The sequence below is a fragment of the Desulfovibrio sp. MES5 genome (assembly GCF_002237645.1).
Lineage (GTDB): Bacteria > Desulfobacterota > Desulfovibrionia > Desulfovibrionales > Desulfovibrionaceae > Desulfovibrio.
Map to the genome: position 1 here is coordinate 24,308 of NZ_MJUZ01000050.1, position 24,326 is coordinate 48,633.

At 58.5% G+C, this 24,326-nt stretch carries 18 protein-coding genes; 11 read left to right on the plus strand and 7 right to left on the minus strand.

Translation table 11 applies throughout. The annotated features are described in order from the left end of the window. Positions 1-2: 2 nt before the first annotated feature. From fusA to BCS36_RS12765, 4 genes are all read right to left on the minus strand, one after another. Complete coding sequence (fusA, locus tag BCS36_RS12750; protein WP_291303252.1) at positions 3-2,045, minus strand: elongation factor G; 2,043 nt, start codon at positions 2,043-2,045, stop codon at positions 3-5. A 21-nt stretch (positions 2,046-2,066) separates the two neighbouring features. After that, positions 2,067-3,017, minus strand: coding sequence for a hypothetical protein (locus BCS36_RS12755; protein ID WP_291303253.1), 951 nt, complete (start codon positions 3,015-3,017; stop codon positions 2,067-2,069). A 16-nt stretch (positions 3,018-3,033) separates the two neighbouring features. Beyond that, on the minus strand, positions 3,034-4,431 hold the full coding sequence (argH, locus tag BCS36_RS12760) for an argininosuccinate lyase (protein ID WP_291303318.1): 1,398 nt from the start codon (positions 4,429-4,431) through the stop codon (positions 3,034-3,036). A 342-nt stretch (positions 4,432-4,773) separates the two neighbouring features. Next, positions 4,774-5,979: an argininosuccinate synthase gene (locus BCS36_RS12765; protein WP_291303254.1), complete on the minus strand. Its 1,206-nt coding sequence runs from the start codon at positions 5,977-5,979 to the stop codon at positions 4,774-4,776. Between the two features lie 207 nt (positions 5,980-6,186). On the opposite strand from BCS36_RS12765, the gene carB reads away from it, so the two are divergent. The 5 genes from carB (at position 6,187) to BCS36_RS12790 (ending at position 12,496) form a co-directional block, all read left to right on the plus strand. Further along, positions 6,187-9,429, plus strand: a complete 3,243-nt coding sequence (gene carB / locus BCS36_RS12770) for a carbamoyl-phosphate synthase large subunit (RefSeq protein ID WP_291303255.1) — start codon at positions 6,187-6,189, stop codon at positions 9,427-9,429. A 3-nt stretch (positions 9,430-9,432) separates the two neighbouring features. Then, positions 9,433-10,563: a glutamine-hydrolyzing carbamoyl-phosphate synthase small subunit gene (carA, locus tag BCS36_RS12775; RefSeq protein ID WP_291303256.1), complete on the plus strand. Its 1,131-nt coding sequence runs from the start codon at positions 9,433-9,435 to the stop codon at positions 10,561-10,563. Between the two features lie 145 nt (positions 10,564-10,708). Beyond that, entirely contained in the window at positions 10,709-11,140 is a 432-nt protein-coding gene (locus BCS36_RS12780) for a hypothetical protein (RefSeq protein WP_291303257.1), read from the plus strand. Positions 11,141-11,187: 47 nt separating this feature from the next. Next, positions 11,188-11,430, plus strand: coding sequence for a glycine zipper domain-containing protein (locus tag BCS36_RS12785; RefSeq protein WP_291303258.1), 243 nt, complete (start codon positions 11,188-11,190; stop codon positions 11,428-11,430). 283 nt (positions 11,431-11,713) lie between these two features. Further along, positions 11,714-12,496 carry a 4Fe-4S binding protein gene (locus BCS36_RS12790; protein WP_291303259.1) on the plus strand — a complete coding sequence of 261 codons (783 nt, stop codon included), beginning with the start codon at positions 11,714-11,716 and terminating at the stop codon, positions 12,494-12,496. Between the two features lie 310 nt (positions 12,497-12,806). Here the strand turns inward: BCS36_RS12790 and BCS36_RS12795 are convergent, their stop codons facing one another. The 3 genes from BCS36_RS12795 to pyk all read right to left on the minus strand — a co-directional run bounded on the left by BCS36_RS12795 (position 12,807) and on the right by pyk (position 16,817). Continuing rightward, positions 12,807-13,811, minus strand: coding sequence for an Ldh family oxidoreductase (locus BCS36_RS12795; protein WP_291303260.1), 1,005 nt, complete (start codon positions 13,809-13,811; stop codon positions 12,807-12,809). Between the two features lie 540 nt (positions 13,812-14,351). Next, entirely contained in the window at positions 14,352-15,395 is a 1,044-nt protein-coding gene (locus BCS36_RS12800) for an HD domain-containing phosphohydrolase (RefSeq protein WP_291303261.1), read from the minus strand. Positions 15,396-15,398: 3 nt separating this feature from the next. Next, positions 15,399-16,817, minus strand: a complete 1,419-nt coding sequence (gene pyk / locus BCS36_RS12805; RefSeq protein ID WP_291303262.1) for a pyruvate kinase — start codon at positions 16,815-16,817, stop codon at positions 15,399-15,401. Between the two features lie 427 nt (positions 16,818-17,244). Between pyk and BCS36_RS12810 the strand changes: the two genes are divergently transcribed. The 6 genes from BCS36_RS12810 to murF all read left to right on the plus strand — a co-directional run bounded on the left by BCS36_RS12810 (position 17,245) and on the right by murF (position 24,255). Then, positions 17,245-17,691, plus strand: a complete 447-nt coding sequence (locus BCS36_RS12810; RefSeq protein ID WP_291303263.1) for a division/cell wall cluster transcriptional repressor MraZ — start codon at positions 17,245-17,247, stop codon at positions 17,689-17,691. Positions 17,692-17,698: 7 nt separating this feature from the next. Next, a complete protein-coding gene (gene rsmH, locus BCS36_RS12815) occupies positions 17,699-18,682 on the plus strand; it encodes a 16S rRNA (cytosine(1402)-N(4))-methyltransferase RsmH (RefSeq protein WP_291303264.1) in 984 nt (327 codons plus the stop codon). Continuing rightward, positions 18,679-18,981, plus strand: coding sequence for a hypothetical protein (locus BCS36_RS12820; protein ID WP_291303265.1), 303 nt, complete (start codon positions 18,679-18,681; stop codon positions 18,979-18,981). The genes rsmH and BCS36_RS12820 overlap by 4 nt, the downstream gene beginning before the upstream one ends. Positions 18,982-19,078: 97 nt before the next feature. After that, complete coding sequence (locus BCS36_RS12825) at positions 19,079-21,217, plus strand: penicillin-binding transpeptidase domain-containing protein (RefSeq protein ID WP_291303266.1); 2,139 nt, start codon at positions 19,079-19,081, stop codon at positions 21,215-21,217. A 126-nt stretch (positions 21,218-21,343) separates the two neighbouring features. Beyond that, positions 21,344-22,798, plus strand: coding sequence for a UDP-N-acetylmuramoyl-L-alanyl-D-glutamate--2,6-diaminopimelate ligase (locus tag BCS36_RS12830; RefSeq protein WP_291303267.1), 1,455 nt, complete (start codon positions 21,344-21,346; stop codon positions 22,796-22,798). After that, positions 22,789-24,255 (plus strand): UDP-N-acetylmuramoyl-tripeptide--D-alanyl-D-alanine ligase, encoded by a 1,467-nt coding sequence (gene murF, locus BCS36_RS12835; RefSeq protein ID WP_291303268.1) that lies wholly within the window; start codon positions 22,789-22,791, stop codon positions 24,253-24,255. Before BCS36_RS12830 ends, murF begins: the two co-directional genes overlap by 10 nt. The last annotated feature ends 71 nt before the right edge of the window (positions 24,256-24,326 follow it).

Sequence of the window (24,326 nt, forward strand, 5' to 3'; positions counted from 1 at the left end):
CCTCAGGGCAGATCAAAGCGGTCAAAGGTCAATACCAGCCCGGCCCGGCCCTGTGTGGCTGAGCGAAGGGAGGTGGAAAAGCCGAACAGGCGACGCAGCGGGGCGGTGCCGCTCAGAATTTTGCGTGTTCCGTTATCTTCAAGATTTTCAACCTTGCCGCCGCAGGTGTTGAACATGCTGATTGACGAGCCCAGAAAATCTTCAGGAACAACTATCTCCACGCGCATGACAGGCTCCATCACAACAGGTGAAGCTGCGGCCAAAGCCTCGCGCAGGGCCTGGCCTGCCGCCATGCGACAGCCGGGCAGGGTGGTCAGGCCTTCGCGCCGTTCTACGCTGGTGAGGACAACTTCCACATCTTCTACGGGGTAGCCTGTGAGTTCGCCGCTCTGCATGGCGTCGCGCACGCCTTCAAGCGCCGCGTCAAGATATATCTGGGGCAGCAGTTTGCGGGCCTCGGCAGGGTCGGCAGGCAGAAAATCGCCCACAGTCACGAGGTTGCCGCTGCCGCGCGGGCGGGGCGACACACGAAGCGCAACCGCTCCCTGGTGATGCTCTTTGCCCAATTCGCGGTCAAAAACCACACTGGCGTCGGCGGACTTGCGTATGGTTTCGCGCAAAACCACCTGGGGGTTTCCAGCACGGGGGCTGATGCCGTATTCACGCCGCATGCGCTCCAGCAGCACATCCAGGTGCAGTTCGCCCATGCCGGAAACCATGCGCGCGCCCGTATCGTCATCCAATTGCGCCCTGAGCGTCGGGTCTTCCTCAACATAGCGGGCGAGCGCTTCGTCAAGAATCTTGCCCTCATCGGCATTGCGCGGCTCAAGGGCAAGCGTGATGACCGGCGCGTTGGCCTCAATGCTTTCGAGCGTTAAAGGCCGCTCGCGCGCGGTATAGGTTTCTCCCGTATGGGCAGACCGTAACCCAACGGCGACCACGATTTCACCCGCTCCAGCTTCTTCAAGCTGCTCGCGCCTGTCTGCGTGGGGCCGATAAAGGCGGCCCAGGCGGTCGTCCTTGTTCAGCGTGGCATTGCGTAAATTGTCCCCTTCATGAACACGCCCAGCATACATGCGTATAAAGGAGTGCTTGCGGTTTTCTTCAAGCAGGACTTTGAAAACCAGGGCAACGGCCGGGGCGTCGGGATCAGGGGTGACGATAATCTCTTCTCCCTGAGGATCCACACCCACAGGCGCGGGCACGTCCAGAGGCGAGGGCAGCCATCGGCAAACGGCGTCCAGCACGGGCTGCACGCCCGCGTTGCGCAGGGCTGAGCCGCAGAGAACAGGAGTGATGCGACGCGCCAGGGTGGCCCGCCGAAGAGCCGCATGGATGTCATTGATGCTGAATGCGCCTTCAAGGTAGGGCTCAAGAAAGTCTTCATCAGCTTCGGCCAGTTTTTCCAGCAGCAGTTCACGCCAGGGGTCTGCCAGAGCGGCCTGTTCCGCCGTGAAGGGCGCGCGGCCTATGGTCTGGCCCTGATCGTTTTCATCAAACGTCAGGCATTCTTCATGAATAAGGTCAAGAACAGCGCTGAAATCCTCGCCCTGTCCAAGGGGGGCAGTAACGGCCACGGCGTTGGCCTGAAGCCGCTGGCGCATGGCTTCAAGAACTGATTCAAAGTTCGCCCCAAGCCTGTCCATCTTGTTGATGAAGGCTATCTTGGGCACGCCGAAGTCTTCCGATTGCCGCCACACGGTTTCAGACTGCGGCTCCACGCCGCCCACGGCGCAAAAAACGCCCACGGCTCCGTCCAGCACGCGCAGGGAGCGCTCGACTTCAATGGTGAAGTCCACGTGGCCGGGAGTATCTATAAGATTGATGGTGTGGTCGTTCCACTGGCAGGTGGTGCAGGCCGACATGATGGTAATGCCGCGCTCCTGTTCTTCGGGCATGTAATCCATAGTGGCGGCGCCGTCGTGTACTTCGCCCATCCGGTGAATCTTGCGGCTGTAGAAAAGCATGCGCTCGGACAGTGTGGTCTTGCCAGCGTCAATATGGGCAATGATGCCGATGTTGCGGATGCGGTTGATGTGGGGCATGACGGCTCCAGAGCACAGGGTTTATGGCAGCATGCCAAAGGTCAGGCAACGCACGCGGAAAAAATCCGGCGTCAGGCCGGGGTGCAGCCAAAAGCCCTCGCAGCCCGGCGTCAGGGTCAGGCCTGGGGCACTGGCGGAAAAGGCTTTGCCATGTAGCAAATCTGCCTGCTCCTGGTCGCCGGAAGCCAGATAAAGGGCGTCCGGCAGTTGCGCATCCCGCGCAAACGGCATGTCCGTGCCGCGCGGGCCGCCACTGGGCATCTGGGCCGTGATGCTTGTGGCCATGCCCAGGGCTTCTGCCTGGGCAAAATACAATGCCTCAAGATCAATGCGGCTGCCATCGTCCGCAAGGCTCTTACCGTCGTCGGAATTATCGGCTTCCACCAGGCCAAGTTTTGGTGGACGATATTCCTGCCAGCAGGGCAGGCCCATGCTCTGGGCCAGTTCCACGGTGGGGGCCAGTTCGCCCGCGTGCAGCAGCACCAGCCGCCCTGGTCCCGGGCGGCTTTCTTCAAGCAGTTTGTGAAGCCCGGGGGCATTCAGCACAAAGACGTCTTCAATACCGCTGAGTTCCAGACTGACCATGGCTGCGCGGTGGGGCTGGCCGCCCACACAGACGGCCCCTATCAGTGGAACCCCGGCCAAAATGGCCGGAATGCAGGCGGCCGCCAGCCTGGCGGCCGCCGCGTAGGCAGGGGTAAAGGCAATTATGGCCCACGGGGCGGCATGGCTTTCGCTACGCCGCCAGAAACCCAGATGCCCGTCACTGCGCATGTCCCGCAATTGGCCGGGATCAGAGCCAAAGTGCATATGGGCCAGGGCAAGCCCTGTCTTGATGGCCGCCCGCCATTGCGGTGGGGTGCCCTCATAGGCCTGGGCCGCAAGGCTGTCATTGAGGCGCGCTTCTTCAACCCACTGGGGCCAGGAAGCGCCTTGTGCGACTTCAGGATTCTGGTCCGTGAAAAAAGGCATGGCGGTCTGTCCCGGTTTATATGTTGCCGTCCATGCCGGCAAGCCAAGTCCTGAGTTGGGCCACCTGCGCGGCAACGGACTGCGGGCCCGTGCCGCCGGGGGTTTCGCGCCGACGAACGGCGGCCGCATAGTCCAGTATGGCGTACACGTCTTCCTCTATACGTGGCTCAAGCGCCTGCATTTCAGCCAGGGTGAGGTCTTCAAGCCCCTTGCCCTGGCTTTCGGCCGCTGCCACGCACTGCCCGGTGACGTGATGGGCCTCGCGGAAGGGCAGGCCCTTGCCAACCAGATAGTCGGCCAATTCCGTGGCGTTAAGAAAACCGGCCTTGCAGGCTTCGCGCATGCGGTCAGTGCGAAATCTCAGTTCTTCCATCATGCCCGCCATGAGGCGCAGTGAGGCTTCCACCGTGTTGTCGGCGTCAAGAAAGCCTTCCTTGTCTTCCTGCATATCGCGGTTGTAGGCCAGAGGCAGGCCTTTCATGATGGTGAGCAGGCCCATGAGCGAACCGTAGACGCGCCCTGTCTTGCCGCGCATAAGTTCGGCCACGTCGGGGTTCTTTTTTTGCGGCATGATAGAGGAGCCGGTGGCGTAGCTGTCTGGCAGGCGTACAAAGCCAAAGGCCGGGTTGGCCCACAGGATAATTTCTTCACACAGGCGTGAAAGGTGCATCATGATGGCGGACCCGCAGAAAAGCGCTTCAAGCACAAAGTCCCTGTCGGAAACCGCGTCCATAGAGTTGTTGTAAATTCCGGAAAATCCTACGTCTTCCGCCACACTCAGCGGATCAAGAGGATAGGTCGTGCCCGCCAGGGCAGCCGCGCCCAGAGGGGATATGCGAACCCGGTCAAGGCAGTTGTTCAGGCGCATGACATCACGCCTGAACATCCACGCATAGGCCAGCAGGTAGTGCGCAAGACTTACGGGCTGTGCGGGCTGCAGGTGGGTACAGCCGGGCAGGATGTCGGAAGTGTGCTCCGTGGCGCGCTGCACCAGCACGGAGCACAGGCCTGCGGCGCGCTGTCGCCATATTTCAAGCCTGTCCGCCACAAAGAGGCGAAAGCTTAATCCTACCTGATCATTGCGGCTGCGGCCAGTGTGCAGTTTTTTGCCCACGTTGCCCATAATTTCTGTAAGGCGCGCCTCAATGTTCATGTGCACGTCTTCCAGTTCCGGTTTCCAGATAAAGTTGCCGGAGTGGATTTCTTCGCGCACGCGGTCAAGCCCTTCAACCAGTAACTGGGCTTCACCGGGCGGGATAATGCCCTGACGACCCAGCATGCGCGCATGGGCTTGCGAGGCGCGGATATCCTGAGCATACAGCGCCCTGTCGTAAGATTGGGAGTCCGTATACTGGGCCACGGCTTCTTTGGGGCCTTCGGCAAAACGCCCGCCCCAGCTCTGGTTGGTTTTCATGGCAGTGTCCATTGCTTTTTAAAGTAATGATTCGGGGGCAGGGGCGCTTCATAAAAAACGCCTCTGCCCCCGAAGTTCCAGTACGCTTGAGCGGTACAGAGTGGAGCCGTGCTCCACTGCGGGAGGCTTTGCCGAACAGGCTGGTCCGGGGGACCGCCGCCTGCCCGGCGGAGGCTTTTGCAGGCCAGCCGGGGCTAGAGCATTGTACCTTTGAAAAAATTGCATGCTCTGGTGCTGCACGAGCGCGCAGCGCGCCGTAACCTGGCGTGAATTCTGCCGAAAAATAACATTTTCCGGCAGAATGACAAATTGAAATGCAAAGCCTTTCGGCGATAATCTGGTCTAGTCCTTCAGCTTGCTTTTAACAGCCGAGTGCAGGCGCAGGCGCAGGCTGTTGAGGCGGATGAAGCCCGCAGCATCCTTGTGGTCATAGTCGCCGCCCTCAAAGGTGGCCAGGTCTTCGGAAAAAAGCGAGTTGGGAGAAGTGCGGGCCAAGGGCCAGACGCCGCCTTTATACAGCTTGGCGCGCACAGTGCCGGTGACGGTTTCCTGCGACTTGTCCATAAATGCCTGCATGGCTTCGCGTTCGGGCGAGTACCAGAAGCCGTTGTACACGCACTGGGAATAGCGCACGGCCAGCATGTCGCGAATGCCGAGCAGCTCGCGGTCAAGGCAGATGCCCTCAAGGTCGCGGTGCAGCTTGAAGAGCAGGGTGCCAGCGGGATTTTCATACACGCCGCGGCACTTCATGCCGACAAAACGGTTTTCCACCATGTCATCGCGGCCAATGCCGTTGCGCCCGGCGATTTCGGCCAGGGTGCTGATGATGGCGGCGGGCGAAAGGGCCTTGCCGTTGACGGCAACGGGGTTGCCGCGCTCAAAGTCCACGCTGACGATTTCCGGCGTGTCCGGGGCAAGTTCCACGGGCACGCAACGCTCGTGGCAGGATTCGTGCGGCTCGCTGCCGGGGTCTTCAAGCTCGCTGCCTTCAAAGCTTGTGTGCAGCATGTTGGCGTCCATGCTGTAGCGCTTCGCGGCGCTGGAAATGGGGATGCCGTGCTTTTCGGCAAAAGCGGTGAGCGCTGTGCGGGACATGAGTTCCCATTCGCGCCAGGGCGCGATAACCTTGATCTCGGGGGCCAGAGCGGCGGCGGCGAGTTCAAAGCGCACCTGATCGTTGCCCTTGCCGGTGGCGCCGTGCGAAATGGCGTCAGCGCCTTCCTTGCGGGCTATATCCACCAGGGCCTTGGCAATGAGGGGCCGGGCAATGGAAGTGCCGAGCAGGTAGCGGCCTTCGTAGATGGCCGCGCCACGCATCATGGGAAATACGAAGTCTTTGGCCATCTCTTCGCGCAGGTCAAGCACATATGCCTTGGAGGCACCGGTTTTGAGCGCTTTTTCTTCCACACCCGAAAGGTCTTCAGGCTGGCCGAGGTTGGCGGTGACGGCTATGACCTCACACTTGTACGTCTCGATAAGCCATTTCAGGATGACGGATGTATCAAGCCCGCCGGAGTAGGCGAGAACAACTTTTTTGATGTCTTGCATTATCAATGCCCCCTTGTGTATTCAGGACCAGAAGTATTGCGTAAATCTGGATGGTGCGCAAGGGCTTAATGGCGAGAACCCAGTTTGCCTGGTCAGAGAAAATGTTGACCTTATCCAGAAGTGCATGTATTATTCTTTAGTTTGAGCAAACGGTGGCCCTCAGAGCCGCCCCTTTCGTACCGATCTCCAAAGCCGCAGGAATGTCCAATGCCTAAGCGTACGGATTTACACAAGATTCTTGTCATTGGCGCGGGACCCATCATCATAGGCCAGGGCTGCGAGTTTGACTACTCCGGCTCACAGGCCGTCAAAGCCCTCAAAGAAGAAGGCTACGAAGTGGTGCTGGTCAACTCCAATCCCGCCACCATCATGACCGACCCACAACTGGCGGACGCCACGTATGTGGAACCCATCGAACTCGACACCCTGACTGCCATTATCCGCAAGGAACGCCCGGATGCGCTGTTGCCGACCCTTGGCGGGCAGACGGCATTGAACGCCGCTCTTGGGCTTGCCAAGGGCGGCGTTTTGGCGGAGTACGGCGTTGAACTCATAGGCGCACGGGCCGAGGTTATCGAGAAAGCCGAAAGCCGCGAGCTTTTCCGTGAAGCCATGGAGCGCATCGGCCTCAAGATGCCCGCCAGCGGCATTGCCCGCAACCTTGACGAAGTGCGCCAGCTTGGCAACGTGCTGCCCTTCCCGCTGATTGTGCGCCCGGCCTTTACTCTTGGCGGTACTGGCGGCGGCGTGGCCTACAATCTTGCCGACCTTGAAGAGGTGGCAAGCAACGGTCTGGCCGCGAGCCCCACTACCGAGGTCATGATAGAGCAGAGCGTGCTCGGCTGGAAAGAAATTGAAATGGAAGTGATGCGCGACACCAAGGATAACTGCGTCATCATCTGCTCCATTGAAAACCTTGATCCCATGGGCGTGCACACGGGCGACTCCATAACCGTGGCTCCGGTGCAGACGCTTACGGACTCCGAATACCAGCAGATCCGTGATTACTCCATTGCCATCATGCGCGAAATCGGCGTTGAAACCGGCGGCAGTAACGTGCAGTTCGGCATCAATCCCGCCAATGGCGAAGTTGTGGTTATTGAAATGAATCCGCGCGTGTCGCGTTCTTCAGCGCTGGCCTCCAAGGCGACGGGTTTTCCCATTGCCAAGATTGCGGCCAAACTGGCGGTTGGCTACACGCTGGACGAGCTGCGCAACGATATCACGCGTGAGACCGTCGCCAGCTTTGAGCCTGCCATCGACTATTGCGTGGTGAAAATTCCGCGCTTTACCTTTGAAAAGTTCCCCGGAGCCAAGGACGAGCTGACCACCTCCATGAAGAGCGTGGGCGAAGCCATGAGCATTGGCCGCACCTTTAAAGAAGCCCTGCAAAAGGGTTTGCGGTCAATGGAAATCGGGGCTACGGGCCTTGGTTTTAACTTCAACGCCGAGCTGCCCGCCCGCGAAGACATCCTCGAATCTCTGCAGCGCCCCAATTCACGCCGCATTTTTGCGCTGCGTCAGGCCTTGCTCGCAGGCATCACGGAAGAAGAAATCTTTGCCGTGTCCGCCATTGATCCCTGGTTTGTGCGCCAGTTGCAGGACATTGTGGAGATGGAGCAGCGCATCCGCAACTTTGGCATGGCCAATGACATGACCGCCAGCAACGCCGACCTTACGGTGATTCTGCGCGAAGCCAAGGAATACGGCTTTTCCGACAGGCAGCTTGCCGAAATGTGGAAGCGCCCCGAAGCGGACATTCGCCGCTTGCGTCAGGAAATGAACATCCAGCCGACATACTATCTGGTCGACACCTGCGCTGGCGAGTTTGAAGCCTATACTCCCTATTTTTACTCGACCTATGAAAAAGGCGAAGAGCTCAAGGTTGAAAACCGCCGCAAGGTGCTTATCCTTGGTGGTGGCCCCAACCGCATCGGTCAGGGCATCGAGTTTGACTACTGCTGCTGCCACGCCTCCTTCGCCCTGCGCGATGCCGGAGTCATGGCCATCATGGCCAACTCCAACCCTGAAACTGTCTCTACGGACTACGACACTTCAGACCGTCTTTACTTTGAACCGCTGACGTTCGAAGACGTCATGAACATTGTGGAAAAAGAAAAGCCCGAAGGCGTCATCGTGCAGTTCGGCGGACAGACTCCGCTGAACCTGGCCGTGCCGCTCATGCGCGCCGGAGTGCCGATTCTCGGAACCAGCCCCGATGCCATTGACCGTGCTGAAGACCGTGAGCGCTTCCAGGCGCTCATCCAGAAGCTGGGCCTGCTGCAACCGCCCAACGGCACGGCCATGAGCCTTGAAGACGCCCTGGAAGTGGCCGAGCGCATCACCTATCCCGTGGTTGTGCGGCCAAGCTACGTGCTCGGCGGCCGCGCCATGGCCGTGGTGTATGACGCCTCGGAACTGACAGCGTATTTTCACGCCCAGGTGCCCGAAAAGCCGGAGCATCCCATCCTTGTCGACAAATTCCTCGAACATGCGGTGGAAGTGGACGTGGACGCCCTGTCCGACGGCAAGGACGTGTATGTGGCAGGCATTATGGAGCATATCGAAGAAGCTGGCATCCACTCCGGCGATTCGGCCTGCGTGCTGCCTTCCTATTCGCTGTCCTACGACCATGTGGCGCTTATCGCTTCCCAGGCCGAGGCGCTGGCCCGCGAACTCAAGGTTGTGGGCCTCATGAATATCCAGTTCGCCATCAAGGGCGACGATATCTATATCCTTGAAGTCAACCCGCGCGCCTCGCGTACTGCGCCTTTCGTGTCCAAGGCCACAGGGGTTCCCCTGCCGTATCTGGCCACACAGGTCATGTTGGGCAAGACCCTGGACGAACTGGACCCCTGGAGCATGCGCAAGGGCGGCTTTACCTGCGTGAAGGAAGCGGTCATGCCCTTCCAGCGCTTCCCCGGAGTGGACGTGATACTCGGCCCTGAAATGCACTCCACCGGCGAAGTTATGGGCATGGGTTCCAACTTTGGCGAAGCCTTCCTTAAAAGTCAGCTCGGTGCAGGTCAGGTGTTGCCGCAGGGGGGTAAACTTTTCCTCTCCGTCAATGACCGCGACAAGCCTTTCCTGCCAGAGGTTGCTGAAAAGTTTGCCAATTTGGGCTTTGATCTGCTGGCCACCAAGGGCACTGCGGCCGTACTGCGCGACCACGGGCTCAAGGTTGAAGAAGTGCGCAAGGTCTATGAAGGACGTCCCAACATTGTGGACCTGCTCATCAATCACGAGGTGGCCCTGGTCGTGAATACGGCTTCGGGCAAGCATACGGCCAAGGACTCCAAGGCCATCCGCCATGCGGCCCTGAACTACAAGGTGCCGTACTGCACCACCATTGCTGCGGCCCGCGCCACTGCCACAGCCATAGGCTCGCGGCGGGACGAAATCCATGTGGAAAGTTTGCAGGAATACTATGCGCGGGACGCGCAGGGGTAAGCTATGAAAGCATTACTGGTGCTGGAAGATGGATTTACGCTGGAAGGCAAGTCCTTTACCGGCGAATTTGAAACCGGCGGCGAGGTTATCTTCACCACCGGCATGACCGGATATCAGGAGGTTCTTACAGATCCCTCCTACTACGGGCAGATGGTCTGCATGACCTATCCCCTCATAGGCAACTACGGCACCAGCCGTGAAGATATGGAATCCGCAGGCGTGCATTGCTCGGCCCTGCTGGTCAAGGAGTGCTGCAAAAAGCCCTCCAACTGGCGCTCCACAATGTCTTTGCCTGCCTTTCTGAAGCGCTACGAAACGCCTGGCATGGAAGGGCTTGATACTCGTGCCCTGACCCTGCATTTGCGCATCAACGGGGCCATGCGCGGCATCATTTCCACAAAGGAAATGGACCCGCGCGTGCTTCAGGAACGCGCCAGGGCTCTGCCCCCCATGAAGGGGCGCAACCTTGCGCCCTTTGTGGCGGCCCAGAAGCCCTATGCCTGGTATGACAACGCTGTGCAGGAGGCTCCTTTGGCCGAAGACGGCAGCTATGCCTGGCGTGGAACGGGGCTGCCCCTGCTGGTTTATGACTATGGCATCAAGTGGAATATCTTGCGTCGCCTCTGTGAAGCGGGTTTTGAGCCCCTGGCAGTGCCGCCCAGTTTCAGCGCAGCTCAGGCCAAGGCCAGCGGCGCGAGGGGGGCGTTTTTGTCCAACGGCCCCGGCGACCCGGCCACGTTGACCAATGAAATAGCCCTGGTACGTGAGCTTATCGGTTTGTTCCCGGTTACAGGCATCTGCCTTGGCCACCAGCTTATCGGGCATGCGCTCGGCGGCACTACCGACAAGCTCAAGTTCGGCCATCACGGCTGCAACCATCCGGTCAAGGACCTGACCACGGGCCGTATCGAAATTTCTTCGCAGAACCACGGGTTCCACGTTGTTCTTGACGGCGTGGAGGATGTGGAGGCTACCCACATCAACCTTAACGACAACACGCTCGAAGGCTTGCGCCACAAGACGCTGCCTGTCATGAGCCTGCAGTATCACCCTGAAGCCGCCGCCGGACCTCATGACGGCGAATATCTGTTTAACCGGTTCCGACAGGTCATCGGCGAATCCGTCGGAGCCTGATAAGGCGGAAAAGACTTGATATGGAAGTCTTCTTGTGGCTAGACTAGGAGCAAGCACTGATAGCGATTAGCGCTTTTGATCTATTGGTATGAGTGTTCCTCCGGCGGCTAATACCGTCTGTTCTGTAAACTGCAAGGAGCTTCGAGTGAAAAAGTCAGTTTTGAGCCTTGGGCTGGTTCTGGCTCTGGTTCTGGCCTGCGCTCCCGTTCGTGCGGCTGAAACAGCCGCCAGCGCTGTGCCTCATAATAATCCCGTTGAACAGCTTACAGGCGTCGTGTGGCAAAAAACGACAGAAACCGATAAGGCTGCTTTTCTGCTTGGGGTGGAATCGGCCATTACAGTGGAATACTTCGTTAACAGCAAGATAACGGAAAAAGCTGCCAAAACGGGCAAAAAACCGACGAGTACCCTGTCGCCCTTTGAAAAGGGTTGGATGAAGGCATTTAATAACGTCAACCGCGCAGAAATCATCAAGCAGGTGGATGCTTGGTATGCTGCCAACCCCGACAAGCTTGACCGCCCGGTTATGGGTGTTATCTGGTATGAACTGATCACCCCGCGTCTTGCCGCGAAATAGGGCCAATGCCTTTTGAAGCGATGACAGGACTTTTCAGGAGAATTGCCATGAAAAAAGTTTTAATTATAGGTCTGCTGGCCGCGATGCTTGCCAGTGGCGTTGGTTGCACCAATATGAACAAGACCCAGCAGGGTGTTGCCAGCGGCGCGGCTCTTGGCGCTCTTGGCGGCGCAGGTATTGCCGCCATTTCAGGCGGCGCGGCCGGATGGGGCGCTCTTGCCGGCGCTGGCGTAGGCGCTCTGGCTGGCGGTATTGTGGGTCATGAACAGAGCAAGGGCAACAGCTGGTAAAACAGTAGCGTCCTGAGCTTTTCGCAACACTTTAAAAGGGCCGGAGAGTATATTCCGGCCCTTTTGCCATGGGCGGGCCAGAACGGACTGCCCGTGTGAACATGTTTCCGCTTGCCCTTGAGAATATATATTCCAAAGGCAGAAGACGCCCGCTCGGGTATTTACATGCGCAAAGGCACTGGTGCCGGTCTTCACGGCGGGCGCTTGCTTATGCAGCCGCCAGAGCAGGATATGAACATGAATTACCCCATATTCGCTGTCATGCAACCCAAGAGAGGCTCACATGAGCGGTATACTGCACGCTGTTTTTTTCAGCCCCACGCACAGCAGCAAAAAACTTGCTCTGGCCGTGGCTTGGCCCTTGGCGCAAGCCCTTGGCAAGGAACTTTGCGAGCATGACCTGACATACCCGCCAGGGCGTGCAAAAAAATTGCGCTGTGGCCCGGATGATGTGCTGCTTCTGGCTTTCCCGGTGTATGGCGGGCGTGTGCCCCGGCTGCTTGACGGCTTTTTGTCTGCACTTGACGGCGGGAGAGCGCGGGCCGCAGTTCTGGCCGTATACGGCAACCGCCACTACGACGACGCCCTGCTGGAAGCTGTAGATACACTGCAAAAACACAACTGCGATGTTGTCGCAGCGTCGGCCTTTATCGCGGAACACTGCCTGACGTCAGCCATCGGCGCGGGCAGACCCGACGCGCGGGATATGGAACTCGCCGGGGAATTCGCCCGTCATACGGCCCAGGCCATACTTTCAGGCCATGCCGGCCCGGTGGCCGTTCCGGGCAAACATCCGTACAAGGAACTGCCGCCTGCTGCGGACATCCGTCCGAAAACTTCAGAGGCATGTACCCAATGCATGCTCTGCGCAAGCCAGTGCCCTGTGCAGGTCATCAGTGAAGACGATGCCACTGTCGTGGCTCAGGGCTGCATACGTTGTTGCGCCTGCGTGAAGGTATGCCCGGAGCAGGCCAAATTTTTCGACCAGGAGCCCGTGTTGAAGATCATCGCCATGCTGGAAGAAAAATGCAGGGACAGGAGAGAACCGGAAATTTTTACGATGTAGCCCAGGTTGTTGAAATGCTTTGTGGGGGAGGGACCCTTTTGCAAAAGGGTCCCTCCCCCACGCCCCCCCACCTAAAACTCTTAATGTATTTTAGTATGGTACAAAGAGTTTTCTGAACTGAAGAGGGGGCAAGAGACAGAGCCTTTCCGTCATCACAGCATCGCAATGTTTATATGCTCTGGATCAGAATAACTTTGGAATGCTTCACATTTCACAGTGATAAATCTGTCGGGTATACGACTTTCGGAAGAACCAACGCCGTGTGGCGGCGCGTTTGCGGTCGCCAAAAAGGTTTCGCGTTGCGATTGCCTTATTTTTTGCAGAGGCCATAAAGCTGTTCAAGCAGCGGATCTGGCAAATCAATTATTTCTTTTGCCCGCGCGGCCGCCTCCAGCGACAGCCTCCTGTCGCCGGGCAGGCGCACGCCATCCTGTTCGGCGATAATACGCAGCAGGGCGTCAATGCGATCAGTAAAGCCGTCTCCCGCCGTGGCCACCGGATCCATTACCAAAAAGCTTTGCCCGATGCGCGGGGAAGGCCCTTCGGGCGCAAACAGCGAGCTTGCTTCGACCGCCAAAGCTGCACCCGGCAAAACAGCAGCCATGATTTCCACCATCAACGCCAGCGCATAGCCCTTGGGGCCGCCAAAAGGCAGCAGCGAGCCAGCAAAAGCCTTGGCCGCATCGCGTGTGGGTTTGCCCTCGGCGTCTACAGCCACGCCTTCAGGGAGGAGTTCTCCTTTCTCGGCCGCTTGCAAAACCTTGCCGCGCGCCATGACCCCCATGGATATGTCAATAACCAGAGGCGGCGCATTTTTCCTGGGGCATCCCATGGCCATAGGATTGGTGCCAAAAACGGCTTTGCTGCCCCCATAAGGCGCGAGAGCGGCGGGGCTGTTGGCAAACGCCATGGCCAGAAGCCCCTGTTCCGCAAGATCTCCGACAGGAAGGCCCAGCACTCCCGCGTGGTGTGAATTCTTTATTGCCAGCAGCGCCACGCCGTTTTCTCTGGCTGCCTGGGCCGTCAGGGGCAGGCTGTCAGCCATGGCCCGAAAGGCAAAGCCGCACCGGGCATCCGTAAGCACTGCGCCCGGTCTTGGACGCGACATCTGCGGCTTTGCAAAACCGTCTATCTTGCCTACGACTGCCTGGCCTGCATAATAGGGAATCCGTGAAAAGCCGTGCGAGGGAATCCCTTGCATCTCCGCCCGGAGCAGGGCGTCAATGGTCACGGCAGCGTTTTCAGGACTGACCTTGTGCCTCATGAGGGCACGCTGGCCCAGGTCGCGTGCTTCATCCAATGAAATGGAGCCCATATTTCCACCTGTAAAAGTTGGGTCGTTATCGCCATATGGGTAAAGGCATCTTTGCCTCATTTGCATCAGAACAAATTATCTTCGGAGCGTTTTCCAGTGTTACAGCGCCCGTGTTGCCGCTTGCCAGCGCAGAGACCCTGTGCCTCCACGGCGAACGCTTGTTCGTGGAGCCGTCAGAGCAGTTTCAAAAGGAAATGGCCTTCAAGCCAAGCAGGCAGATATCAGTTAATGTTATGAACAGGAAGCCCGTAGGACACGGATCGTACAACAGGGCTTTGGGCAGAAACGTGAAAGACCGCGCCTTGAGCGCGGTCTTCTGTCATGCTGCCCTGCAAGGTGACGGGATGGAGCAGATAAGCTTTGCGGTAGGTGACGCATGGAAGCCGCTGTTTCTAACATCGCTCCCAATCAGAAACCCCTTAACGCTATACGCAGACATAACAAGAATTTTGGGGGGTGGGGGCGTGGGGGAGAGACCCTTTTGCAAAAGGGTCTCTCCCCCACAAATTATTCCCCACAAAGCATTTCAAAGATAATGCTCTAAAGCTGGGTGTCCACGCCCTGATCCATATCCACCATCTGGCCAATATTGCCGGAAGCAAAACCCGAGAGGAGCAGGTTTGAAAGCTCCCCGTCGTACCGGGCGTCGCCAGCCAGCTCTTTGGCGGCTGTTAGAGGCTCTTTGGCTTCGCTGTAAGGCCTGTGACTGATCATGGCTGAAAAGGAATCCGCAATGGCTGTGATGCGTCCCACCCGGCTGATCTGATTCCCCTTCAGATGCTGGGGGTATCCAGAGCCGTCCATGCGTTCATGGTGTTCATAGCAGGCCCGCACCAGCTCTTCAAAACTTACATCCATTTTGTGCATGAGTTTGATGCCCACAAGCGGGTGAGGTAAAATTTTTTCCCGCTCTTCGGGCTTGAGCGGCCCGGGCTTGTTGATCAGAAAGGCAGGAACCTTACTCATACCCACATCATGCAGCAAAAGGGCGAGCGCCATGCGGTCAAGGTCTTTGCGTCTGTATTCTCCGCCAATCTGCATCCACAGCCAGAGCCCGACGCTCATGGTGTTTATGGCATGGCGGGCAGGCTGATGCTTGTGGAACAGCCTCCGCATGAACGTGTTGATACGGTGCTTGTCTGTCCACAGGTATTCCGTGATTACCATGACGTCACGGTACAGAGGCTCAAAAAGGGCCTTTATGGGCTGGCTGTCGAATTCGGTATAACGAAGAAACAGTGCACGGATGCAGATATCAGCGATTTCGGCTTCTTTGAGATTTTTGTCCTGCAAAACAAGGTCGAGCTGTTTGACGATGTGGCGCGAATAGATGTGGTGGTCTGAGCGCGCCACAAAAAGATCGCCCTTGTCGCAAAGACGGGCCACCTCTTCAACCTGTTCGTTGGTCAGGCGCGTTTCTTTTTTGCAATACGGCGCCAGCACCATGATGTCTTCACGAAAGCTGAAAAGGTCCACCGGGGGGCGGTATTTGGGAAAGCTCGAAAGAATTTCGCCGCTTATCTGATAATACTCCTCATTGATGTTCTGGGGAACCTCTTTTGCTGTCCGTGCGCTTTCGGCCATGGTCTACTTCCAGTAGATTTTGACGAGGTTGGTACCCCTTGGGGTGGAGGAGGATCCCTTGACCTGACCGGCGGTGATGACAACGCAGTCATCCGGTTCAAAATCATCGCTGTTATGGATGAAGTGCTCTGCACGGATAAGATGGCTCTCTTCATCCTGCGGCCGGGCCACAAAGGCGGGCTTGACGCCCCAGACAAAGTTCAGGGCCTTGACTGTCACCGGGTCGGGCGTGAGGGCGTAAATCTGCTGCGGAGGACGCCTGGCAGAGACCTGCCGGGCAGAACTGCCGGAAAGACTGTGCGAAACAATGGCCTTGGCCTTGGCCTTGTCTGCCAGCAGGCAGGCAGAATAGGCCAGAAACTCGGGAATTCCCTTGTCGGCATCAGGCTCTTCAAGTCTGTGGTTGATCAGAAGCAGCTTTTCGGCCTCGTCGGTTATGCGCCGCATGTAGCGAACTGTTTCAACAGGAAAGTTCCCCATGGCGGTTTCTTCCGAGAGCATCACGCAGTCGGCTCCGTCCAGCACGGCGTTGGCCACGTCAGTGGTTTCAGCGCGGGTAGGGGCGGGGCTGTTCACCATGGAAAGCAGCATTTGCGTGGCCACGATAACGGGCTTGGACGCCTTGTTGCAGGCGCTGATGATGCGTTTTTGCAGGGCGGGCAGCAGGGGCAGCGGGCATTCAACGCCAAGGTCGCCGCGCGCCACCATGACTACGTCCGTTTCAGCCAGAATTTCGGCCAGATTGTCCACGGCGCTCTGGCGTTCCAGCTTGACCACAACGGGCAGCTTCTGCCCGGCGGCGGCTATGAGCTCCTTGGCTTCGCGCACATCGTCAGCCGTCTGTACATACGAAATGGCTACCGCATCCACGCCAAGCTTGAGGCCGTCCGCAAGGTCTTTTTTGTCCTTGTCGGTCAGGGCGCGTACCTTGGTGGCCTTGCCGGGCAGTGCCAGACCCTTGCGGGACGTGACGATGCCAGCGTTGTCGGCTTCAAGCAGCACAAGGCCGTCAGGGCGACGCTCTTGCACGATGAACTGAAGTCCGCCGTCGGCCAGCACAAGGCGGTCGCCGGGGTCAAGGCTTTCCAGAATGACCTGATGGTCAAAGGGCAGGTAGGGCATTTCATCCGTACGGCTGGCGCTTGGGCCCAGCAGAAGGCGCATGCCCTTGTCTACATCAATTGTCCCTTCAGGCACTGTACCAAGGCGGATTTTCGGGCCGGAAAGGTCTTGCATGATGGTGATGGGACGCCCGAGGGTACGCTCCACCTCACGTATATTTTGTATGATGGTGACGAAATCCGCTGCCGAACCGTGCGAGAAGTTGAGGCGAAAAACACTGACGCCAGCTTCAGCGAGCTCATGCAATTTTTCTTTACTGTTTGAAGCGGGGCCTATGGTTGCGACAATTTTTGTTCTCATGGTGTGTCCTTACTTTAAATGCCAGAAGGTGCTGGTTCGGCGCATGGGCGCAGAATGAAGAATATTATAAAACCAGCACCATAAATCATCCTGATTTTACCACATATTGTCAAGGCATCCAGTCTTCCGCGCTAATGGAGTGCGTGATGGAGTGCATGATGGGGCGCCTGCCCGGCACAGCGGTGTATGAAAGATTATTTTTTTAAAAATTCGTCCGCTGGAACCTCATGCCCATTTTGCGTGGGAAAAACCACTTTTTACCACCGAACCCTCCGGGTTGAAAAAGCTTTTTTCCTGCCCCTGATAATCCCAAAAATTGGCTCCAGACATAAATAATACACTTTTATCCCAGTTAGCTTGACACCCCCATTGCCTTGGGGCATAAGTGGGAAAAAGTGGTAATTATAAGTAATAAAGTGGTAAAAAAGTGCAAAAGCTCTTCACAAAAAGCCTCTCCCGCAGCCTCGACCCCAAGGGTCGTCTTATGCTGCCGCCGGAATACCGGGACGGGCTTTGCGCTGAAGGGGGAACGGGCGCTTTCTGGCTTACCGCTTACTATGGCCGTCTTGTGGCCTATCTGCCTGAAGACTGGGAAAAAATCACAGAACAGCTGAGCAGTATTCCCATGCCTTCTCCCCGCCTTTCGCACTTTAAAACCAAGGTTATGGGTCTCGCGCAGGAAATGCTGCCCGACGCTCAGGGCCGGGTGCGCATTCCGCAATCCCTCATGCGTGAAGCTGGCCTTCAGAAGGACGTCATGCTGGTGGGTATGCTCAGTAAGTTTGAAATTTGGGATCAGACCCGCTTTGACGCCCTGGAGCTTGAAGACGTCTCTGACGAGCTTGCAGCCAGCGGTGTGACAATCAGCCTCTAGGTTTATCATGATGCAGACCATGCACGATAATGCGGAACAGGCGCCTCATGTTCCTGTCCTGCCTGTGGAAACGCTGGCCGCGCTCGAACCGCGCGCCGGGGGGCGTTATCTTGACGGCACCCTGGGAATGGGCGGACATGCCAGCGCCGTGCTGTCGTCAGCCCCTGACATAGAATTGTGCGGCCTTGACCGCGATGAAGACGCCCTGAATTTTGCAACGCAGCGCTTGGCCGCCTTTGGCCCCAGGGCGCATTTGTTCCATTGCCGGTACAGCGACTTTGCCGCCGCTCTGGGCGAGCTCGGCTGGAGCAAGGTGGATGGGGCCCTGCTGGATATCGGCGTTTCCTCTTTTCAGCTGGATGAAGCCGGGCGCGGATTCAGTTTTTACGGCGATGGGCCGCTGGATATGCGTATGGACCAGGGGTCGGGTCAGCCGTCGGCCTGGCATTGGGTAAACCGCGAAAGCTTCGACAAACTCAAAGATTGCATTGCGACCCTTGGCGAAGAGCCGCAGGCGGGGCGTATCGCCCGCGCCATTGTGGATGCCAGGCAAAAAGACCCCATAGACACCACGGCGCAGCTGGCCGCCCTTGTGGAAAGGGCCTATCCCGCAGCCTGGCGGGCCAAGGCCCGCCGCCATCCGGCCACGCGCACCTTTCAGGCTTTGCGCATGGCCGTCAATGACGAACTTGGCGAACTGCAACGCTTTCTTGATCAGATTTTGGCCTATTTGCCGATCGGTGGGCGTCTGGCCATCATTACGTTCCACTCGCTTGAAGACCGCATGGTGAAGCAGGCCATGCGCCATTGGGCAGAGGGCTGCCGCTGTGCAAGGCATATCCCGCGCTGCGTGTGCGGGCACCAGCCTGAAGTGCGCATTCTGCATAAAAAACCCGTCCAGGCCGGGCCGGACGAACTGGCCGTCAATCCCCGCGCCAGCAGCGCCAAGCTGCGGGCCGTGGAAAAAATAGCCGAGGCGTCAGGCTCGTGAAGCGTAACGTCTCGGCAAAGCCTGTTGGGGGCAGAGGGTGGCTGTTGTTTCTTGTGCTTGGTCTGCTGGCCTGTATGGTCATGGGGCTGGTGCTTGTCTGGAGCAACATTGAGCGTATGGACACCACCTATTTTATCAATATCGCGCAGAACACCATGCGTGAACGCCGCGCGCTGCGCGCCAAGCTTGAAGTTGAACGGGAACGCCTGCTTTCGCCCTATGAGCTTCGCCGCAGGGCAGAAGAGTTTTCAATGCGCGAACCCAAACCCGGCCAGATCCGCCGCATGGACGCGCAATAGCCGCATACGCCGGACCCGCGACCGTAACCGGAATGTCCGTCAGGACAGCCCGAACCACACCGTTTTGTGATAACCCGAAAGTCATTTGGGATAAGCCATGTTCAAATTCTCTTCCCGCAAGGGCAATAGGCACACGGATGCCCCAAGAACAGAAAAAAAAGCCCGTCCCGCCAATCGCGCACGGGTCAATGTTTCTGAGGGCAAGGCGCGTTTTGCCTGGGCGGAAAAGGTAGATTGGGGCCGCGTACGCATCAGGCTTGTCGTGGTCATTTTTTGTCTGCTGTGGACTGGCCTGTGGGGCCGCGCCTGGTATCTTCAGATGATTGAGGGGCCACGTCTGGCCGAACGCGCACGGCGGCAGCATATGGCCTCTGAACTGGTCACCGGACGCCGTGGCATGATCCTCGACCGCAACGGACAGGTTCTTGCCCGCAGTATCGAAGCGCGTTCCGTGTATGCGCGTCCGCAAGAAATTGAAGACTTTCAGGTCATGGCCAATACTCTTGGCCCCATCCTGGGTATTGAGCCGAAAAAGCTTTATGACGATCTTTCGCAGACCAAACGCCGCTTTGTCTGGATAAAGCGCAAGGTGGACGACTACACCGCCGAGGCGGTGCACAAGACCAATCTTGCAGGCATCGGTCTGTCAAAAGAATACGACCGCGTGTACCCCTTCAAGCACATGGCCGGACAGGTGCTTGGCTTTGTCGGTCTGGACGACAAAGGGCTTGAAGGCATCGAGCGCTCTATGGAGTCCCGCCTGGGCTGCATCCCCACCAGGCAGATCGTGCAGCGTGACGCCATGGGCCGCCGTTTTTACCTGCATGAAGAAGGGCAGAGCGAGCCGCGCGGTCAGGACCTTACCCTGACCATTGATGTGCAGATGCAGTTTATAGTCGAAGAAGCCGTTGCCCGTGCAGTAAAAGAGTATGACGCGCGCTGGGGCGGAGCCATCGTGGTGGACGTGCCCTCTGGCGAAATAATGGCCTGGGCGCAGTATCCTTTCTTTAATCCCAACACCTACAAGGACGCCAGTCCGCTTGTCTACCGCAATCGCATGGCGGCTGACGCGCTGGAGCCTGGCTCCACGTTCAAGCCCTTTGTCATGGCCACAGCCATTCAGGAAAAAAAGATCACTGCCAATACAACCATTGATTGCGAAAGCGGCAGGTGGGAAACAAAGAATTTCACTATCCGCGACACGTCGCGGCAGGGCGTGCTGCCCGCCAGCAAGGTGCTGCGCTATTCGTCAAACATTGGTATGGCGAAAATCGGGCTCATGATCGGCGTGCCCACGTTCCACAAATATTTGCAGGCGCTTGGCTTTGGCCAGCGCACCAGCGTGCCCGTGGCCGACAGCCGGGGCATTTTGCGCATCCCGCGTGACTGGAGCGAAGTGGACATCATGTCCACGTCCTTTGGGCAGAGTATCTCGGTCACGGGCCTGCAAATGGCTCAGGCCTACCTTACCCTGCTGAATAATGGCGTGTACAAGCAGCTGACGCTTACGCGCGACGAAAATAATGTGGAAGAAGCGCACACGAGGGTCTTTTCGCAATCCACCGCGCGTGAAGTCATGCGCATGATGCGCGACGTGGTGGAAGAAAACGACGGCACAGGCAAGCGCGCCCGCATTGAAGGCATTGAAGTGGCGGGCAAGACCGGCACGGCGCAGAAGGCCGACCATCGCGCCGGAACTTACGGCAGCAAGCGCCTCGCTTCCTTTGTCGGCTTCTTCCCTGCGGACAAGCCCAAATACCTTATCCTTGTCATGGTGGACGAACCCACGCGCAACCAGTACGGCGGCGTGGTGGCGGCCCCCGTGTTCAAGGAAATAGCCAGCCGGACCCTGACCTTTACGGGCATCATGAGCGATTCCAAGGTCGCCAAGACCGAAGAAAGCCCCACAGCCGCTCCTGTTTCGGGACGCAGGCGCGGGCTCAAGCTGGCCAGCCTCGATGTTCCCTACGTGGCCGACGCCATCAAAAAGGAAGATGCGCCCGCTCAGGATCAGGGCATGCGATTGCCCGGCCATCTGGCCAAGGCTGGCAGCCGTGTGCCTGATGTTATGGGCAAGTCTGTGCGCAACGCTGTGGAGCTGTTTGCCAGGGCCGGGGTAGTGCCTGAACTCAAGGGATCGGGCAGCCGTGTTGTCAAGCAGACGCCAGCCCCTGGTTCGGTCTGGCCCGATGAAGACAACAAGGTGGAATACATCCTGTGGCTTTCGGAAAGATAGCAAACCAGCTGTAATAAATTTCGGCGGGTATGGCATTGTACGCGCAGTTGTGGAGCTGATTGGTCGCCTGCCCGCTGAAACTTTGGCCGATTAAAAATAGAATTCGGCAACTCAAAGAGGTTACTTATGAATCGGGAATTTGCGGCCCTTTTGGATGAGTGCGGGCGCGGCGGCATTGAAGTGCGCGCTGATTCACGTCAGGTCGGTTCTGGCGATATCTTTGTGGCCGTGCCCGGCGTCAAGGAAGACGGGGCCCGCTTTATTCCCGCCGCAGTGGAGGCTGGAGCCAAAGTTGTTGTCTGCGCGGCCAGAAGCGAAGAGGCCGCAGCGGCGGCCAGCGCCGGTTGCAGGGTCGTCTATCACGCTGATCCGCGTGAAGCCCTCTGGCGTCTGGCGCAAGCCCGCTGGCATACTGACACCTTGCCCATCCGCATCGTTGGTGTTACAGGCACCAACGGTAAAACGACCTGCACCTATCTGCTGGAGCGTCTTTTTGCCCAGGCCGGGCACAAGCTCGGCGTGATGGGTACAGTGAGTTACCGCTGGCCGGGGCACAATGAGGCCGCCCCCCTGACCACCCCTGACGCTTTGAGCGTACACGCCATGCTGGCGGCCATGGCCAAAGACGGCGTAGATGTGGCGGTTATGGAAGTATCCTCGCATGCCATCGATCAGCAGCGCGTGTGCGGCGTGCCATTTTCCGGCGCGGCGTTCACCAATCTGACCCAGGATCACCTTGACTATCATCAGGGGATGGAAAGCTACTTCCAGGCCAAGGCGCGGCTTTTTCTTGAATTGCCCCGCGCTGACAAAGCCATGGCCGTGAACGCCGACGATGCCTGGGGCCGACGCCTGCTGGAACTGTGCCCTACGGCCCTTTCCTTCGGGCTGCAAAAAGGAGCGCCCAACAGGCGGCACCTGTGGGGTGAACTGCTGTCTTCCACGACAGAAGGCTGCCATTTGCGTATGAGTCTTGAGGATATGCGCTGGGATCTGCGGTCTCCGCTGGTGGGCGCGTTTAATGCGTCCAATCTGCTTGCCGTTCAGGCTGTGGCGCTGGAAATGGGTATTGACCCCGAAGCCTTCAAGGCTCTGGAAAGCTTTACCGGAGTGAGCGGCAGGCTGGAACGAGTGGATAACCCCCAGGGCCTCAGCGTCTTTGTGGACTACGCCCATACCCCCGATGCGCTTGAGAACGTGCTCAAGGCATTGCGCGAAGCCGGGTTCAAACGCATTGTCACCGTCTTTGGCTGTGGAGGAAACCGCGACCGCACCAAGCGCCCCATAATGGGAGAAGCCGTGGCCCGCTGGTCGGATGTGGCCGTGCTGACCTCGGACAATCCCCGCTTTGAAGATCCGGAGGCCATCCTCAAGGATGTGCTGCCCGGCCTTGCCACGGCCAAGGAAGTGGTGGTCGAGGTTGACCGCCGCGAGGCCACGTCCAAAGCCCTTTCGATGCTTGGCAAAAATGACGCTCTGCTTATTGCCGGCAAGGGGCATGAGGACTATCAGATCATCCAGGGCGTAAAGCACCACTACAGCGATCAGGAGGTGGTGCGGGAGATACTTCGGTGCGCCTGACAATACAAGAAGTGGCGTCCTGCCTGGGCTTGCCCCGGTTTTCAGGACCCGAGGAGCATATTGTCCTGACTTCTGTCGCCACTGACAGCAGGGCGGTTGTGCCGGGTTCCCTCTTTGTATGTGTTTCGGGCTGCCGGGTGGACGGACACGATTTTGCCGCCAAAGCGGTCGAGCAGGGGGCCGGAGCCGTATTGGCCTCGTGCCCTTTGCCCCATGTAGCGGCGCCTGTTTTTGTCGTGCCTGACACGGTAAAGGCGCTGGGCTGTCTGGCCGCGTTGTGGCGCGACCGCACAAAGGCCCGCGTTGTGGGCGTGACTGGCACTGCGGGCAAGACAACCGTCAAGGAAACCTTGGCCCGCATACTGTCCCTCGCGGGAAAAACCGCGCGCAATGCCATGAACAACAATAACCAGATTGGCATGCCCCGGTCCGTTCTGAATACGGACGGTGATGAAGATTTCTGGGTTATGGAAGCAGGCATCAGCCAGCCCGGGGATATGGACGACCTGGGCGCGGTGCTGCGGCCTGACCTTGCGCTCGTCCTCAATGCGGGCGCGGCCCATACCGAGGGCCTGGGCGAAAAGGGCGTGGCCTGGCACAAGGCCCGGCTGCTCAGTTATCTTGCCAAAGGCGGCAAGGGGCTGGTCAGTGCGGACTATCCCGATCTGGCGCGTGAGGCGCGCGCAACCGGCGCAGACATCCGCTTTTTCAGCGCCGCCGGGCAGGATGCCGCGTTTCGCGCGTCCTATCTGGGGGCAGCCCCGGTCGCGGTTGGCGAGGGTGCTGTTAGCGAGGATGGGACTGGCAAGGATGTGTCCTTGGCCGCATCGCGCGGCAAATACCACCTCTGGCTTGACGGTACGGAGCTCGACGTTATCGCTCCCTTCAGAGGGGAGTATGGGGCTGAAAATGTGGCGGCTGTGGCTGCTGCCGCGCATATGCTTGGCGTTGACGCCAGCATCATCGCGCAGGGACTGGCTGATGCCAAGATGCCGGCGCAGCGGTTCAATCAGGTTCAGGCCGGGTCATGGCTGCTCATTGACGATACGTACAATGCCAACCCTCTTTCCATGCGGCGCATGCTTGAAGCCGCCGCAGAGCAGGCGGGTTCCCGCCCCTTTGTGGCCGTGCTGGGCGCCATGCTGGAACTTGGCGAGCAGGCCGCCTTGGAGCATGAGGAACTGGGCAGGCACCTGGCGAGGCTGAACCCCGCCGCCGTTATATGGAAAGGCTCCCATGCGGAAGACGTGCGCAAGGGGCTCGACATGGCCGGCTATGCTGGCATCTGGCAGCCCGTGGCTGATGCCGATGATTTTGCGAAAGTGTGGCGCGCCGTGCAGAGCCAGGGGCTTGAAGCCAGCGCCAGTACCAGCGGCGGCGTGGCTTTGTTCAAGGGCTCACGCAGCAACAAGCTTGAAACGCTCATGGCTGTTCTGACCAACGGCTGCGAGCAGTAGTTTTTTCTGGCGGCGTAAGGTTCGCCAGACCGACAAGGATGGCGGATTGCAACAGGGGCCGTCCCTGCCGC